Source organism: Nitrosopumilus sp. S6 (genome assembly GCF_054515815.1).
In genome coordinates this window covers 16,996-33,579 of sequence record NZ_JBTNRI010000006.1, presented here as the reverse complement: position 1 = coordinate 33,579, position 16,584 = coordinate 16,996, and the positions used below count along the sequence as shown (strand labels likewise).

The following is a 16,584-nucleotide window of genomic DNA, read 5'->3' as shown; positions in this document are numbered from 1 at the left end:
AGTTAAATCAAAAAAGAGCTTACAGAATATAGGCAGAAATGGATTTTCAAAAGATTTTTGATTGGAAGACTTACATTTTCACAGCATTAGCAGTAATTTCATTTTCAAATTTCATGGCAGTATTATTTGGCAAAACCATACCAGTAATAATTTTAGACTTTTTCAAAGTTGCAGGAGAATATGTCGTATTAGGGGCAGTCTTTGTGTTTGCACTTGCATGGCTACTCAAAGCAAAACCTCACAATCGTCCAAAACAATATTCAGTGGTAGTCTTTGACGTATATGGAAAAAAGAGTCAGATTGATGGATTAAGAACAGAATTCAAGACACATGATGTTGCATGGAGTTTTATGAAACAGTACAAGGAATCTTATCCACTATGCAACTTTGCATTAGTATCAGATCTTCCAAAGTCAGACAAACCAACAATTTTCAGATACATCTAGATTCAATTTTTATTCAACAGCACACAAGGAAATAGAATGGAGTTTTCCATACTGGCTGATTCATTTAACAAAATGGAATCAACAAGAAAAAGACTAGAATTAACACAGTACTTGGTAGAATTATTTGAAAAAACCCCACAAGAAGTAATTTCAAAGATAGTCTATCTGCTACAAGGAAAACTCAGACCAGATTTTGAAGGAGTTGAATTAGGGGTGGCAGAAAAACTTGCAATAAGAGCAATATCAAAGTCTTCAGGAATTCCAATTAAAAAAATTGAGGAGGAATATAGAAAGGGAGGAGACATAGGACATGCTGCAACCATAATACTAGAGCAAAAAACGCAGACAACATTTCTTGTAGAAGACATTACAGTTGAGCGAGTCTATGAAACGCTATTCAAAATTGCAAAATTAGAAGGAAACAGATCACAAGACATGAAAATGAAATACATTTCCAGTCTGCTCAATGATGCAAGTCCGTTAGAGGCAAGTTTCATTCTAAAGATATTGTTAGGGACATTAAGACTAGGAATTGCAGAAAATACAGTGATGGACGCATTAGCAATAGCATTTTCTGGCAACAAAGAAAATAGAAAAGTTTTGGAGCATGCATACAATGTTTCTAGTGATTTAGGAAAAGTTGCAGAAGTTTTGGCAACAGAAGGATTAGAAGGAGTAGAGAAATTCAAAATAATTTTGTTTAATCCAATTAGGCCAATGCTTGCAGACAGAGTAAAGAGTGAACAAGAAGCAATTGAAAAAATGGGAAAAGAGTTTGCAGCTGAATACAAATTAGATGGAGAAAGAGTGCAACTACATATTGAGGGAGACAAAGTAGTTTTATTTTCAAGAAGCTTAGAAAATATTTCAAGTTATTATCCAGACATTATAGAAAAAATTCCAAAATCAATTCAAGCAGAAAACATAGTATTAGAGGCCGAAGCAGTTGCAATCAATGAAAACACGGGAGAGTTTTTACCATTTCAAGAATTGATGCATAGACGAAGAAAATACAAGATAGAAAAAGCAGTTACACAATATCCAATAACAGTAAATCTGTTTGATGTTTTGTATTGTAATGGAAAAAGTTGTTTGGAATTAGACTACAAAGAAAGAAGAGAGAAGATGGAAAAAGTGGTAAAAGAAGACGATTTTGTAAAACACATACCAATGACCATAGTAAAAAATGAAAATGACATTGAAGACTTTTTTGAAAACAGTATCAATGCAGGAAGTGAGGGATTAATGTTAAAGATGTTAGACAAACCATATCAAGCAGGTTCAAGAGGAAGTCATTGGCTTAAACTCAAAAGAGAATATCAAAATGAATTGGGAGATAGTTTAGATCTTGTTGTAATAGGAGGATTCTTTGGAAAAGGAAGAAGGACAGGAAATTATGGCACCCTACTTTTAGCAACATATGAAGAAGATGAAGATACATTCACCAGTGTTTGTAAAGTAGGTACAGGGTTTTCAGATGATGCATTAGATCAATTATACCAAATTCTAAATCCCAAAGTAACAATCAAGAAAAATCCACGAATTGACAGTGAAATGGAAGCAGATGTATGGTTTGAACCAGAACTAGTAATTGAAGTGGTTGCATCTGAAATTACACTTAGTCCAATTCACAAAGCAGCAAGAGACAAAATCAGAAAAGGTGCAGGACTTGCATTGAGATTTCCAAAGTTTACAGGAAAGATAAGAGTTGAAAAAATGGCAGAAGATGCATCCACAAATGAAGAAGTGATCACACTATACCAAGGTCAGAAAAAAGTAGCACATGACAAAAGTCTCATGTAATCATGCTCAAAAAATATCAAAGATCATAGAGGATTTAAATTACCTCAGGATTAGGTAGTTTTTGTTATGTATAGCGGAGAGCTTGAGGTTCAAGCAAAAAGAAAGGCTATAGCAGTTTTACAAGACGAAATCAATAGAATTCTAAATGCATCCAGAGAATTAGCAACACTTCCTGAACTAATGATGAAAAAAGACAAGACAGGAATCAAAAACACATTAGAACAAATCTCTACAATTGAAGAAGAAGTTGAAAATCTAAGAAGAAAGATTACACGAGAAGTAGCAGATGTTGGAGGTTTGATCATGAACAGAGAGAATCTTCTAAACACAGCATACACAATGGATGAAATTGCAGGTTACATTACCGGAATTTCATTCAAACTTTCAAATGTAAAACCAGCAACTCTAAAAAGTGCAAAACTAGACAAAGACTTGACAAAACTAATTGAGTTAGTTGTAGATGAAGTCTACAAACTAAATGAAATCATTAGAAGTCTTAACACAAACACTGCAAATGCAATTGAATTAGCACAAGAAACACAAACAATTGAAAGAGAAATAGACATCAAATACAGACAAGCAACAATAAAACTTCTATCTGAAGTAACTAACACCAAAGAATTAATGTTAATGAAAGACGTGATTGAGGGAATTGAAGAGATGGCAGATAAATGTCAAAGAGTATCAGATTCTTTCATTTTGTTAGCATTGAGCCTATAAACAAATCACAACTACATTTTTACTTTATTTTATATTTTAAAGAACATCTAAAAGCTAATGAATTCATATACACTATAGTTTTTGAAAAATCATGAAAGGTGAGTTAATTGAAAACAGAGTAATTGTTTGGAATATTGAAGACTCTCGTAAACTTTTCAGTAATGGATATTACGGAAAACCTATAGGCATTCCAAAACCAAAAATTGAAGAAATTGATGCACCTCTTGTTTTAGATTTAATTGAATCATTGTATTTGCTTGAAAATAAAAAAATTACAATTTCAAAATCAAAACACAAAGTTACAGCAGAACAAATGACAGAAATTTGTAAAAAAGAACATCATGATTTTGATAAAAAATATCTAGTTTACAAAAACTTTAGAGACAAAGGATACATCATTAATCCCGGAATAAAGTTTGGTTGTGACTTTGCAGTATATGAGAAAGGTCCAGGAATAGATCATGCCCCATTTTTGATTCAAGTGTACAATAGAAATGAACCAATAACATCAACAGGAATTGTGCTTGCAGGAAGACTGGCAACTACAGTAAGAAAACAATTCATTTTGGCAATTCCAAAAGGTAAAGATAATGTTGACTTTTTAGCTTTAGATTGGTGGAAGGCCTAAACAGATTTTATGTGACCAGCAATACGGTCATAGATTTCAAAAAGTTCTTTTGTAATTCCAAATGCTAAGTGATTATCCCATTTACCACGGATTCTTACTGCATTCTCAGTTGGTTCAACATAGATGGTTGCATCTTTTACAGACTGTTTTGCAATCATCTCGTTTAATTCAGAATCGTGGTTTAGTTTTTCAGCAAGAGCACCAGGACCATTCCAACTTACACTCTCAACAGTTTTTGATGCAAAATGACCTCTAGTTTGAAGTTGTGTTTTTGCAACATAGTTACCTACGTTTCTACCAGTGTCTTTTCGTACAATAAAGTGTGCTTGATATCTGTCTAGTGCGCCCCAAGGGAGTGGATTTGGATCTTGCATTTTTATCCCTTTTGAATAATTTGAATTACGTCAATGTTAGAGTTCTTGACATCAAGACATCCTCTATTTGTTATCATTCTTGCGGTATGAGCAAAATATCTACTGTAATAATCACCTTGTTCAACATCATCAGTTCCAATATCTTTGGATTCAGAATCTACACCGATCTCCTTTAACATACTACTAAATTTCTCAGGCCATGTCTGATAGACAAATGTATCTGGCTCTGTATCATGCATAAAAAATCATGAATCATACCCACAAATAAAGATATCAAGAAAAAACTTCTAGAGATCAATCCAATTAAATATTACAAAAGATTTCAGACTTTTATCTTGCTGAAATTCCAAGACAAAGTCGCACTGGTTACAGGAAGCGGAACAGGGATTGGAAAAGCCATTGCAACAAAATTTGTAGAAAATGGTGCAAGTGTGATTATTCTTGGCAGAAGAAAAGAGCCATTACAAGAAGCTGCAAAAGAGCTTGAAGGAAAAATCCCACAGGGTACAAATGCTACAGTCAAAATTTTTGCAGGAGTAGATGTTGCAGATGAAACAGCAATGAATGAAATGTTTGACACTCTAAAAAATGAGGGAACCAATGTAGATTACATAATTAACAATGCAGGAGTATCAGGTCCTGTTACATGTTTTGCAAATTCACCATTAGATGAATTCAAAAGTACAATTGGAATCCATTTGACTGGAACGTTTTGGGGTTCAGTTCAAGCACTAAAAGTAATGAAAGAAGGAGGAAAGATAATTACAATTTCAACATTCTTTACTGAAGAAAGACCACTAGAACAAAGACCTTACAGATTTAGAAGTCCATATACTGCTTCACAAGGTGCAAAGAATAGACTAGCTGAATGTATGTCATGGGAATTAACTGATAAAGGAATAATATCAATTGCAACAAATCCAGGTCCAGTTCACTCAGATAGAATTTACAAGACAGTATATCCAAAAGCAGCAGCAGAATTTATGAGAGTAAGTGGTTTTGAAGACTTGACCCCAGTAGAAGTTGAAGAGGCAAAAGATGATTTGTTAGAATGTATACAAGCAGATGGAATTGATAAAGAAGGAATTGCAAAGACTGCAGAAAAATTAGCAAATGGTAAAGATGTTGCAAAATTAACAGAGACATTTACAAATCTATTAACTAAAATTCAAACTATAGCAGAGAAAGTTCAAAACAACACATCACATATGATTGCAAATAGAGAATTTTTGTCACAATCACAAGTTGCTGAATCAGTTCTCAATTTGTGTGATGATGAAATTGCAAAAATTCTCAATGGTAAAGTAATTCCAGGGGACAGAGTATTTTATCCAGTAAAACCACACATTGGAACTACTACACCAGGAGTTCATCAACCAGACTTTACAGGAAAATCAGTAGTCTTCACTATTGATGGAACAGACAAAACAGATGCAGAAAGAGTAGAGTTTTTGGCAAGTCATGTTGAGAAAAATGGTGGCAAAGTTGCATGTTTCATTTCACAATCAACACCTCAAGAAATTCAAGATTCAATCAGCGGTAAATTCCACTCTCATGTAGTAGATATCAAAAACCCTGAAGAGGTAGAAAGATGGTTAAACACTGCCAAGACAAACATCGGAGAGATTTTAGCAGTAGTCCACATCACAGGAAAACTCCCAGAAGCAGGAAACTTGACTGACCTAACTAGAGCAGGATGGGAAGAACTAGTAGCAAAATTCATCTCAACTCCAGCAACTGTTGCACAAAGAGCACTAGAACAATTTGTTCCAGGAGGAGGAAAGGATCCAAGACTATACAAAGATACAACAGGCTCTATTATGATAATTGGTCCAGATTTACCAGTTGGGAAAAAAGTTACAGGCACACAAAGAGCTCAAGTCGAAGTCTTCAGAGGAGCACTAAGACCATTTACAACTACAGTTAATCAAGAATTAAGCGACGTGTTAAAATCTAAAATCAGAATGTTTACTATTTTCCCAGGTTCTGTCACAGGCATAGAACCAGACAATCAAAAAATTGCAGATGCTTTTAATTTCCTAGTATCAGAAAATGCGGCTTCATCATCTGAAGTAACTTTCTGTGTTGACGAATCAAGATAAGAATGAAAAAATTTTCTGAATTCAGAGTAGGTGATGCATTTCATTCTACATGCAGTATTTCTGAAAAAGAACTAGAAGAGTATCTAAATTTTTCAAGAGTTAGAAATGCATTCTTAGAAGACAAACAAAAAGGTGAGCAAATTGTTTCAGGACGTGCAATATTATCAAGAATGGAAGGAGAATTTACAAGACTAAGTCAAATTTATGGAAATCATATTATTTTTCTTGGAACAGATGGAGACCCAGAATGGAAAAATAGAAACACACGATTTCTTAAACCATTTTACACAGATCAAGTTTTGAAATTAAAATTTACAATATCACAAGTAGAAGACATGGATGATGAATTTGGAAAGATTGCAGTAGACTATGAAGGAACAGATAACGAAGGAGAAACAATTGTACTTTCTAAAAGAAACATCTACAGAATCAAGAAAGAACCACCAAGATAACAAATACATCATCCAATAAAATATGAAAATTATTTTATGAAAGTTTACTTTCTGCAAATATGAATTTGCATTAACAAATCAGAGTTCCAAAAATGGGATGTTTGGTTGTCGTATTTATACAGAAAAAAAATTTTTGAAGATATGAGAATTTGTGATAAATGTGAAATGATAATCATGAGTGATGTTATCCCAAAATGCCCAAATTGTAAAAATACATTAGCATTAGAAATATTGGATTGAATTTTAGGCATAAACAGTCTTAAAACATCTTCCTCTCAACTTGAGGATTTGACTTGTGCCCGTAATCCCATGAAAATTGAGTGTTTGATATATCCATTGAATTAATCACAATCCAAAACGAAGGACATGGCTTATCTGGCAGTCTATGTACCTTACCAAAAATCTTTTCCAGATCAGATGCAATCAGAACATAGTTTGTTCGTTTATTTTCATCATAACAAATGCTAAAATTTGTTAAAATTTTGTTTGAACCAATCGTTCTAGAAGATATGATTTTTGTTTCTGTTGATAAAAGAGAGAGATTAGACTCAGATGATTCTGAATTTGGCGTATGTTTAGAAACAAAATTAGGATCTTTAAACAACATCATACATTTGTCCATGATTGGATATGCAGGATATCGTTTTAGGAATCCATCTTCGCCCATTTTTAGGAACTTTTCATAGATATTAGAACAGCGAATTTCTTCGACTCGTTTTATTGGAATTTTAGCAAAAGATTCCTGAATTGGATAAGTTGTAAAAACCAGTACAAACAAAACCAGAACTAGAATCTTTTTCATGTCTCATTTTATCAGGGTAAAAAGGAATAAGAAAAGAAACACATCTGAAGAGAAAAGCAGTGACAAAGATATTGAGACATGTTTCTTTGCTCTTATTATTCCTCATCAGTAATTGACTTTCGTTTTTTTACCAATTTAATCTCCAAAATCATGTTTGATTTTTAATATTTGAGAGATGAATCAGTTATTTACAGTCAGAATGAAATCAACTAGTTAACTTCATCCTATAGTAAATCAAAAAATATTCATTTTAAAATAAAAAATGATTTGATTTTGATTAATGGCAAAAACACGAAGAAAGTTATTTTCAGAAGAAGATTATTTTGAACAAGAATGTAAGATCTGTGGCAAACATTTCTCTCTGCGTACAAGTGAATATTGTTCTTCAAAATGTGCCAACCAAGATATGGAGAATTAAATGCAGGTCAATACATGTCTGTGTTGCGGCAGACGAACTTTTGAGGACAGCTTTCCATACTGTTCATACCAATGTGAGTTTATTGCATCAGTCACAAAAAAGAAATTTTATAACAAAAGAGACTTACGATGATTTCTTTAAATAATTCATTTTTAACAAATTCAATCCAGGTACGATTATTGATTAAAAATTTGTCTATTATTTGTCAATGAAATTTTAGGTTGAAAATTAACTAGTTTTTTTAAAAGTGATTATTGTGATAAAGGAATTTTTTGGATTTATCTGGGATTTAATCTCAGGAAATTAATTTTAATAATTACAACCCACTGTAAAAATTATCTTGAAGGTTTTTCTTTCCGTATGGATTTCACCAACTAGGTTTTGCCTACAAACCTTGTAACGGCAAATTCAGACTTGTAATGCTGAATTTAAACTTGGAGAATAAATTATCTTTAACAACAATGCACAGGATTGTGTGCTATGAGATTAACTATCAATCATGATCAAAGATGTGTATAAGATTTTTTCTTCATCCAACATTGTTGATGAGAGTTTTATGTCTACAATTTCACGTCTTTGTATGCAATCGTTGATCAATCTATCCAATTCAGAAACAGATTCGGATTGAATGATTTCTACCTTCACCTATTACCACCACTGTGTAGGGTGACAATCACAGACGCAACCATTTGTACAATGCATCCTTTTACAATCATCACATTTTTTCTGAACCGTATATCTTCGCTTATTGATTTGCATGTGTTAACATCACTTTTTGTGGTTGATTCTTTATTGCACTGATTGTATACAATATCTTGTCTCCTTCTGGAAGGGGATTTGCACATTGGCCACATTTTGGAAGCAAAACTTCTGCATCATATTCTATTTCTCCAATGTTTTTCCCACATGTTTTACATGAAAGCGTCTTTGTATCGTAGATGTTCATTTCTATCTCTAATATTGTATAATTAATTATCACTTAATTAAAGAGGCTGGGAGTTGATTTCAGATTAAATCAAGTCAACTCTCTGATTGTTTAATAATTCAATTATGTAATGTGCAGATTCGAGGTGAAAAATATGCAATCTCAAAAAATCAGCACGTGGGACAAAATGGTCCATGCTCCATTTAGAAAGGTCGTAAAATTTGACCTGATCTGTATGGGCATTGGTGTTGTAATTGGTATGGGTATTGGTGCCTTTATTGTAACCAATATTTAATTTTCATAACACCTCTAGAAGACAGATGAAATAATCTGTCTTTTTTTATATCTAGAATCAATATTTTTTAAATTATATTCATGAATTATTTTTTTGGAACCAATCCAAAATTAAGTATTAAAATATCCAAATTATTTTAGATTAATTTACAGAATATCACTATATAGTTTCATGCGTTTTCTCTTCCGCATGTCTTTTTCATGAAAAGATGAGTTTACAGAATAGTTGTATTCGGGAAACAGATGTTCAAATTTCTCCTCAATGTTTTCCCCTTCATTCATATTTTCAGACATTGTGTTGTTATTCAATCTCATCCCTACCGCGCTTATCTTGTATGACAATACACGTGTTGAACTATTAATCTAGATACAAGTTGATTTCATTTTGGATAAAATCAACTGATTCATATTTCATATATTTGAAATACATAACTTTTCAAAGGTGGTAAATTTGCCAGATACGTTATGTCGTGCTTGTGGTACAGAATTACATGTTAAATCACAATGTTCTGAATGCAAGCAAGCAAATCAATTTACATGTAGTAGATGTCTACTAGATACTGACATTCAATACCATTCCTTATGTCTATTAAGCGACATACCAACCATTCGGTTATCACCAGTTATTACGTGATGAAACAAAATGAGTTTAAAATCAATTAAAAGCAAAAAGAATGATTTGCGGGTTTGCAAAAATTGTAAAAACCTATTTGAAGGAAAAAATGAAAGGTTTTGTTGCGATGATTGCAGAGACGCATTTATCAAGAAACTTGAAAAAAGATTAATTTATGCAGTAAAAATGGATCCTAGCCATTCAATGAAATTATCTTTTAACAACTAGGATTTCAATTTTTTTCATTAAGAAGTGGTCATAGTAGAAATGCTTGTAAAATAAAAAAAGAAAATAAAGGTTAGTCGATTTTAACGACTTTGCCTTTTGATTTTTCTTCTTGTTTAGTGTCAAAGACAACTTCTAAAATTCCGTTATTGTATGAGGCTTTGACAGAGTTTTCATCAACCTTATGTTGAATCTTTACATCTGTTACATACTTGGAATCTTGGAAAGGTGCTTCAATGTGAGCAATATTGTCGACTACATTTACAGAAATGTTCTTCTTTTCGACACCTGGAAGTTCAACAATTAGTCTTAACTGCTTTGTTTTTTCATCCAAAATCTGTTCGACTACAGGTTGTCTGTTACCTGAAGCATCAGGAAGACTTGGCTTTACGTTTCCGTATTCCTGTATCACAGGCTTTCCATCAGGTCCTACAGTCATGGAATATCCGTAGACGTATGGTCCCAATGTTTTACCGTCAGATTTTGACATTTGATCAAACAGATTTTCAATATCGAAGAATGGTCGGTTCATTCTGTGAAATATTTCGTCAAATTCATCAAACCACTTCATCATGCACACCTCCTCTTAGTTTGGATAATTTTACTAAGTTTGAAAATACAGTCTTGTTCCACTTTTTAACATGATTTTTCATCTTGTAAATCAACTCCATTTAGAATCACCACCAAGACGATAACCACATCCAAGACATACCTTTTGGACAGTCTGAGGGTTTGTGTATCTAACAACTTCTGCTAGAAATCCACCACATTTTTGGCAATAGTTTGTAGTCATAGTTTATCACCAAGGATAAGTAATGAATGATCAAATAATTAAGCAAGACAAAAATTGATTTAATTTTAAAGGAAATCAACTAAAGGATATTTTAATTATTTAATAGTCCTATAATGTCCAGTGAATTCGTGATAAGACAGCTGCCATTTAACATGCGTTGCAGGTCTGCCTTCACTTGAATTCACTCACAGAATGTTGGGTAAAAATTAAACCGAATCTTGAGATATCATATACTATTTAGAAGAAAACACCAAAATAACTCGCCAAATTATTTACCAAAACAATTCTAACAATTTTAAAATTAAAACAGGAGAGCCGACTAGTCTCCCCCGCCCTCAGATCATAAGACCTGACGAACAATTTACATTACAAAATTTGTATAAAAGCACAAATAGAATTTTGAGCCTAAAATCCTAAAGATATAGAATTTCCAGTCAAAGAATCAAAGAATAATTTTCCAGCTGCAATTAAAATAACTACAGAAACTAAAATTTGAAGATACCTTTCTTTGATATCAATAGATAATCTTGCTCCAACTAGTCCACCAATAAAAGAGCCAATTGCCAAAAATCCCGCTTGAAGAAAATCAGGATGTCCCAATAAGCTATGAACAATTACTCCAGATAATGAAGCAAATAGCAATATCATTTGAGAAGTTGGTGCAGCTTTTTTCATTGCCATTCCCATTCCAACTACCATTAACGGAACAAACACAATTCCGCCCCCTATTCCAAAGAAAGAAGATATGATTCCTGCAAAGAAACTAGCACCTACTGCAAAAATCATCATTTGAAGAGAAATTTTCTTTTCTTTTGTTGCAAGTTTTTTTCTCAAGAAGATGTAAGCTGCTGAAGCAATCAATACAAATCCAAACAATATCTTAAAAATATCTGAAGCCACGTCACTAGAAACAACAGCACCCAATACAGTTCCAGGAATAGATAACAAGCCAAGTTTTAATCCTAAAGAATATTCAATTCGTTTTTGTTTGGAATAGGATATTGTAGATGCAACTGCATTGCTAAGAGCTGCAAAAAGACTGTTACTTGCAGCAGCAGTTGGAGGAAACCCCAAAAAAGTTAAAACTGGAACTACAATAACACCTCCACCTAATCCAATCATAGAACCCAGCACACCTGCTGCAAATCCTAAAGGAATAAGCCATAGATGATCAATCATTGTAATCGCCAATCAAAGAATTTTGTTGTATATAATTAGACGTGTTTTGTGATAATTAATGTCTGCAATACAGAATTATCTTTTGAGGTAATCTCAAAGAGAATTTCAGTATCAGCCAAATTATCAATTTTTGATTTGATGTTACGCTCATCAGAGTCATAATAGAAAGTGTGCACGGTATCTAGCCATTCAGGAATAGTTTCAAAGCCAATGGATTCTTCTTCTTCCCAACAATCACAAACAAGTGTTTGTATTACAGCCTCAAATATTGCATATGTCGTTTCTTTATCAGATTCCAAAGTATCAGTTTCAAGATTTGCAATTGCTAAAATTGGAGACGAAGTACTTCCGCCGATATTGATGTTTCCAATAGAATTACCATCAGAATCTAAAACAGCAGTAGTTGTACAATATTCTACATTTCTTGGAAGTCCTTTTTCAAAAAATGTACAGTATTGACTAATAGTATGATCAGTTATAGCTGTAGGAGATGAAACAAAAATTCCATGTTCCTTTAGGGATGTTTGAATTGTTTCAATATCATAATAAGTAAAACCTGAATCATAGATCGGAGTTGTAAGAGGTTCAGAAGAATCTTCAGGAACTAACATTGCATATGAAGTAATAGCTGCAATACCAAGAATTATTGGAATTATAATTAATTTATTCACAAACAACAAATCTATTATTCAAAGATAAGGTTTTGCAATTCTAAATTGAGATGATAGTTAGAATAGAATCTTTTGTGATATTGTTTTGTTCAATGAATCCAGCAGTTACCTCAAGAATGTAAACTGCATCATTTTCAGGAACTACGCTTTGACATGTAGCAATTTCTAGAGCAGCTTTGCATGGGGGAACGTCTTGTTCGATATGAACAACTTTACCGTTTTCATCAAACCAGATCATGTCAAGTGGAAATTGCATGTTAAGCATCCACAGAGAATATAGTCCAGGTTCATTAAAGACAAAGATCATCCCTTGATCATAAGGTAATTGATCTTGAAACATCAAGCCACGGACTCTTCTGGGTTCAGTGTCTGCTATTTGCACCTCAAGCGGGACATCATCAACCATGATCGTGCCCCTAGGAAACTCGACTGATTCTAATTTACTCTCACTAGGAATGGACATCAAGCCTACAACTCCAATAATTACAGCGGCAATTGTGATTGGAATTAGTGCCTGAGCCCTAGTAGTCACAATTCAATTTGGCTAGGCCTTTTAAAATACGTTAATCAATTTTTGAATCAAGGACATTTATACAAACAATAGAAATTCCATATAATTGTCTGAAGACAAAACACTCCCAAAGGATATTGATTCAGATGACAGTTTGCCAGGCCGTTATGAAGAAAGTAATTTTGAATATCAACAACCAATTCCACTAGAAATTACACAAAAATCAAAAAGTAAAAGTCTTGTAATAGGAATCATAGTTTTTGGAATAGTATCAGCAGGTTTTTTTTCGTATTATTTTATTAATCAAAATGAAATAGATTCACAGATTATCCAAAATACATTAAACATGAGTCCTGAACAAATTTTGGCAAATCAATACAATATTGGGAAATATGGAAGTGATCATTCACATGCAGCAATGCTTGTGGTGTTAGATGGAGAACAACTAAATTTTGGTCTACCACAATTTCAACTATCAAGTAAGTATATTCATTTTGAGGATCACAATCCATATCTAATTCACAAACATGCAACAGGGGTTCCACTAGAGATGCTTTTTGCATCAATTGGATTAAAGATAACACAGAATTGTATTTTTGTGCAATATGATTTTTCCAAAGATATGAATGAATTTTGTGGAGAAGAAAAGAAAACAGTTCAAGTTTTTGTCAATGGAGAAAGGTTTCTATCAGATATTTCACAATACGAAATACAGCATAATGACAGAATACTAATCACACTAGATGAAAAATCAATTTCAAAACACTTGAAATATTTAGATTCATTTGAGATATTTGACGTTCCAAAAAAACCATTGGTAAATTCAGAAAAAGACATTCTAATCTAAAAACATAATCTAGGAATTCATCACAGATGTTTTAAAATCACTAATTGATGAGAATGTGTTTTTTGTCTGATGGCCAATATCATGAATTGTTGCGCTATTGTATTTTTTTTCCAAGTATCTACCGGCAACTATCATAGGACCGCCAACGGCACATGTAACGCCGGTAGGTTCTGGTATCCACAACATCAAAAAGCCTATTTTTTGGAGTTTTTTTCCAGGAGCAGGTGCTTTTTGAAGCGCACCCAATGAACGAGCAGTGTGTTTATCATCCATTTTTGCAACATCTGAATACAAATTTGCTCTTCGTTTTGCAGATTCAGAGATTTTACGGAGTTTTTCTAGTCGTTCCTTTAGGGGGTCTGTCATCCTATATTGAATGTAGGAAAAAATAGTTAAGATTCAAAGATCAACAACGGTTACTTCTGAGTCAACAAAGAGTAACTAAAAATCTGCGAAAAGACACTCAATTATAGTAGATAAAATTTAGATACAAAGATTACATGAAAGATAAAAATTCCAAGAGATTAGATTCCATCAAAGCAGCCCATCAATCAGAAAGGGCCCGTTCTAGTACCAGAATGGAGGATTATTTGGAAATTATTTCAGAACTAGTAGAGTTGAAAGGATATGCAACTACTCTGGATATTTCAAGGCACATGAATGTCAGCGCACCAAGTGTTACCAAAATGCTTCAAAGATTAGATGAAGGAGGATATCTGGAATATGAAAAATATCGTGGCATCAATTTAACAAAAAAAGGCACAGACATAGCTGAGGGGATAAGACAAAAGCATGGAATACTATTAGAATTTTTTGAGATTCTAGGAATTGGGTACGATACTGCAAATCAAGATGCAGAGGGAATAGAACATCATCTTAATCCAAAGACAATTAAACAATTAAGAAAATTCATTACATTTCTAAAAGCAAATCCAAAGATTATTGAAAATTTTAAAAATCTTTGAGAAATAATTTAATGTCATTTTGAGATGACGCAAGTTTCATTAAATTTCTTGCAACATCAGATCGTTTTGGAATTTTGATTTGTCCTTTTTTACCAATTCGAATTGATGTGATGTATTCATCATCAACATAAACATCAGCATGCATTGCAGTGTATTCTTTGCTCACAGTAAGAATCAAGGCAACCTTTGATTCTGAAAAAGTAAATGGCAAATCATTAGAATCTAAATTATAATGCTCAGAGTCTTTTTTGACTACATCAACATGTATCTGTAATAATTTTTCAATTTCATTAATGTTAGAGCCTCCTCTACCAATAATAGATGGAATGTATTGCTCATCAACCATTACCTTGACTCTATTATCAGAAAGAATTTCAACCTGAGCCCTTGGATCATATTTTTTAAAGGTCTCACGAATTTTGTCTTCAGCTAGTTTTTCTATGCCCACTTTGGTCTTTTTCCCCACAGGAACTATCACGTTTTCTTCACCAAATGTGTAGATTTCATGCTCTAGTGTGTTATCAGCAAAATCTCTAATTTCAATAACAGGTCTAGCAAGATCAGATTCAGTCATTCCAGAAGGCACCTTGACCTTTAACTCCAAGTCATAGACTTTTCCAATTTGCCCATCTTTGACAAATACTACAGTATCTAAAACATTTGGAATTATTCCAAGCTCAATTTTTCCAATAAATCTTTGAATTGCATCTAAAGGGGAATTTGCATGAACTACACCAACCATTCCAACTCCTGTTAATCTCAAATCAGCAAATGTTCTAAAGTCTTCACGTCGTCTCACTTCATCAAATACTGTGTAATCAGGACGTACAAGAAGTAAGATATCAGCAGTATTATCAAAACTACCATCAAGTTTACTGTATTGGGTAATACCAGGATCAACTTGCAAATCACGTGGAGATTCAAATGTTTTTACAATCTTTCCTTTGTTGTGATAAAAATTTGCCAATCCTGATGCCAAAGTACTTTTTCCAGAACCAGGAGCACCAGAGATTACAATTCCTTCTGCCCTATCAGAGAATCGCTCCATTAATTTTTCAGAGATATCATAATCCTCAAGAGACAGTTGTATGATAGGATGAACAATTGTTATTTCAAATGATTCAGAGAAAGGAGGATGAGTAATTGCAATTCTGTAATCATCATACTGAACTACAGAAGCCCCAGTTTTAGATATCTCAATAGAACTAGAATCATTTGCGTTTACAACATCTAGAATTTGAGAAGAAATCATCTCCAGATAGTCTCGTGTAAGGAGATCATCATTGACTTTTGTGAGTGAAAATGCACCAGGTTTTCCTCGTTTAGCAAGGGGGAATTGATTTTCTTTTAGATGAACGCTCATAGTTTCAGCATCAAAGAATTTTAGAAATTCCAAAGTTTCTTTTGTGATTTCTGTTTTTAGAAATACAGTTGGAATACCTTCTGCTTGTGCAACTAAATCCTGTACATGATCAGATGTGTAAAGTGTAGCATCATTTTGTTTTGCCATATCAGCAATTAGTGCATCAATTCTTCCACCCCCTGCAAGTTTAATTTCATCAGAAGATAGATGAGAACCTTTCAGAATTACTTCTAAACCAAAACTACCAGAAAGATCTTTTAGTTTACGAATTTTTTCCAGTCCTACAAATCCTTGTTCTTTTTTGTTTGATGCTTGAGATTGTAATTCATCTAAAACAGCTTGAGGAATAATGATTTGTGAATTTCTCACAGACCCTTTTTCTATTTGAGATACTAATTGACCATTAATTATAACGCTAGTATCAGCTACAATTTTTGACAAATTTCTTACAAA

21 protein-coding genes are annotated in these 16,584 nt (G+C 33.1%); 9 read left to right on the top strand and 12 right to left on the bottom strand.

Annotated features, from left to right (window positions below):
• Positions 1-38: 38 nt before the first annotated feature.
• From ACX12B_RS05635 to endA, 4 genes are all read left to right on the top strand, one after another.
• Complete coding sequence (locus tag ACX12B_RS05635) at positions 39-446, top strand: hypothetical protein (protein WP_459353068.1); 408 nt, start codon at positions 39-41, stop codon at positions 444-446.
• A 36-nt stretch (positions 447-482) separates the two neighbouring features.
• Positions 483-2,249 (top strand): ATP-dependent DNA ligase, encoded by a 1,767-nt coding sequence (locus ACX12B_RS05630; RefSeq protein WP_459353067.1) that lies wholly within the window; start codon positions 483-485, stop codon positions 2,247-2,249.
• A 66-nt stretch (positions 2,250-2,315) separates the two neighbouring features.
• Positions 2,316-2,969, top strand: a complete 654-nt coding sequence (locus ACX12B_RS05625; RefSeq protein ID WP_428324003.1) for a DUF47 domain-containing protein — start codon at positions 2,316-2,318, stop codon at positions 2,967-2,969.
• A 91-nt stretch (positions 2,970-3,060) separates the two neighbouring features.
• Complete coding sequence (gene endA / locus ACX12B_RS05620; protein ID WP_459353066.1) at positions 3,061-3,597, top strand: tRNA-intron lyase; 537 nt, start codon at positions 3,061-3,063, stop codon at positions 3,595-3,597.
• On the opposite strand, the gene ACX12B_RS05615 is transcribed toward endA, so the two are convergent.
• On the bottom strand, positions 3,594-3,971 hold the full coding sequence (locus ACX12B_RS05615) for a hypothetical protein (protein ID WP_459353065.1): 378 nt from the start codon (positions 3,969-3,971) through the stop codon (positions 3,594-3,596). The two genes, endA and ACX12B_RS05615, sit on opposite strands and share 4 nt — an antisense overlap.
• A 2-nt stretch (positions 3,972-3,973) precedes the next feature.
• The gene (locus ACX12B_RS05610) at positions 3,974-4,210 is read right to left on the bottom strand and encodes a hypothetical protein (protein ID WP_459353064.1); all 237 of its coding nucleotides are present in this window, start codon (positions 4,208-4,210) and stop codon (positions 3,974-3,976) included.
• Between the two features lie 96 nt (positions 4,211-4,306).
• On the opposite strand from ACX12B_RS05610, the gene ACX12B_RS05605 reads away from it, so the two are divergent.
• Positions 4,307-6,073, top strand: coding sequence for an SDR family NAD(P)-dependent oxidoreductase (locus ACX12B_RS05605; RefSeq protein ID WP_459353063.1), 1,767 nt, complete (start codon positions 4,307-4,309; stop codon positions 6,071-6,073).
• A gap of 2 nt (positions 6,074-6,075) precedes the next feature.
• Positions 6,076-6,525: a hypothetical protein gene (locus tag ACX12B_RS05600; protein ID WP_459353062.1), complete on the top strand. Its 450-nt coding sequence runs from the start codon at positions 6,076-6,078 to the stop codon at positions 6,523-6,525.
• A 259-nt stretch (positions 6,526-6,784) separates the two neighbouring features.
• Here ACX12B_RS05600 and ACX12B_RS05595 read toward each other — a convergent pair whose 3' ends face one another.
• The 3 genes from ACX12B_RS05595 to ACX12B_RS05585 form a co-directional block, all read right to left on the bottom strand.
• Positions 6,785-7,327: a hypothetical protein gene (locus ACX12B_RS05595; protein ID WP_459353061.1), complete on the bottom strand. Its 543-nt coding sequence runs from the start codon at positions 7,325-7,327 to the stop codon at positions 6,785-6,787.
• A gap of 904 nt (positions 7,328-8,231) precedes the next feature.
• Complete coding sequence (locus ACX12B_RS05590; protein ID WP_459353060.1) at positions 8,232-8,390, bottom strand: hypothetical protein; 159 nt, start codon at positions 8,388-8,390, stop codon at positions 8,232-8,234.
• A gap of 100 nt (positions 8,391-8,490) precedes the next feature.
• The gene (locus ACX12B_RS05585) at positions 8,491-8,691 is read right to left on the bottom strand and encodes a hypothetical protein (protein ID WP_459353059.1); all 201 of its coding nucleotides are present in this window, start codon (positions 8,689-8,691) and stop codon (positions 8,491-8,493) included.
• Between the two features lie 133 nt (positions 8,692-8,824).
• On the opposite strand from ACX12B_RS05585, the gene ACX12B_RS05580 reads away from it, so the two are divergent.
• Positions 8,825-8,965 (top strand): hypothetical protein, encoded by a 141-nt coding sequence (locus ACX12B_RS05580; RefSeq protein ID WP_459353058.1) that lies wholly within the window; start codon positions 8,825-8,827, stop codon positions 8,963-8,965.
• A gap of 910 nt (positions 8,966-9,875) precedes the next feature.
• Here the strand turns inward: ACX12B_RS05580 and hsp20 are convergent.
• The 5 genes from hsp20 to ACX12B_RS05555 form a co-directional block, all read right to left on the bottom strand.
• Complete coding sequence (gene hsp20 / locus ACX12B_RS05575; protein ID WP_459353057.1) at positions 9,876-10,376, bottom strand: archaeal heat shock protein Hsp20; 501 nt, start codon at positions 10,374-10,376, stop codon at positions 9,876-9,878.
• An 87-nt stretch (positions 10,377-10,463) separates the two neighbouring features.
• Positions 10,464-10,595: a hypothetical protein gene (locus tag ACX12B_RS05570; protein ID WP_459353056.1), complete on the bottom strand. Its 132-nt coding sequence runs from the start codon at positions 10,593-10,595 to the stop codon at positions 10,464-10,466.
• A 405-nt stretch (positions 10,596-11,000) separates the two neighbouring features.
• The gene (locus ACX12B_RS05565) at positions 11,001-11,774 is read right to left on the bottom strand and encodes a sulfite exporter TauE/SafE family protein (protein ID WP_459353055.1); all 774 of its coding nucleotides are present in this window, start codon (positions 11,772-11,774) and stop codon (positions 11,001-11,003) included.
• Between the two features lie 35 nt (positions 11,775-11,809).
• Positions 11,810-12,445, bottom strand: coding sequence for a hypothetical protein (locus tag ACX12B_RS05560; protein ID WP_459353054.1), 636 nt, complete (start codon positions 12,443-12,445; stop codon positions 11,810-11,812).
• Between the two features lie 40 nt (positions 12,446-12,485).
• Entirely contained in the window at positions 12,486-12,977 is a 492-nt protein-coding gene (locus tag ACX12B_RS05555; protein ID WP_459353053.1) for a DUF192 domain-containing protein, read from the bottom strand.
• 85 nt (positions 12,978-13,062) lie between these two features.
• Here ACX12B_RS05555 and ACX12B_RS05550 point away from each other — a divergent pair, with 85 nt between their 5' ends.
• Positions 13,063-13,803, top strand: coding sequence for a hypothetical protein (locus ACX12B_RS05550; protein WP_459353052.1), 741 nt, complete (start codon positions 13,063-13,065; stop codon positions 13,801-13,803).
• 9 nt (positions 13,804-13,812) lie between these two features.
• Here ACX12B_RS05550 and ACX12B_RS05545 read toward each other — a convergent pair whose 3' ends face one another.
• Positions 13,813-14,169 (bottom strand): hypothetical protein, encoded by a 357-nt coding sequence (locus tag ACX12B_RS05545; protein WP_459353051.1) that lies wholly within the window; start codon positions 14,167-14,169, stop codon positions 13,813-13,815.
• Positions 14,170-14,303: 134 nt separating this feature from the next.
• Between ACX12B_RS05545 and ACX12B_RS05540 the strand changes: the two genes are divergently transcribed.
• Positions 14,304-14,768: a metal-dependent transcriptional regulator gene (locus ACX12B_RS05540; RefSeq protein ID WP_459353050.1), complete on the top strand. Its 465-nt coding sequence runs from the start codon at positions 14,304-14,306 to the stop codon at positions 14,766-14,768.
• Here ACX12B_RS05540 and ACX12B_RS05535 read toward each other — a convergent pair.
• Positions 14,755-16,572, bottom strand: coding sequence for an ATPase, T2SS/T4P/T4SS family (locus tag ACX12B_RS05535; RefSeq protein ID WP_459353049.1), 1,818 nt, complete (start codon positions 16,570-16,572; stop codon positions 14,755-14,757). The two genes, ACX12B_RS05540 and ACX12B_RS05535, sit on opposite strands and share 14 nt — an antisense overlap.
• Positions 16,573-16,584: the final 12 nt, after the last annotated feature.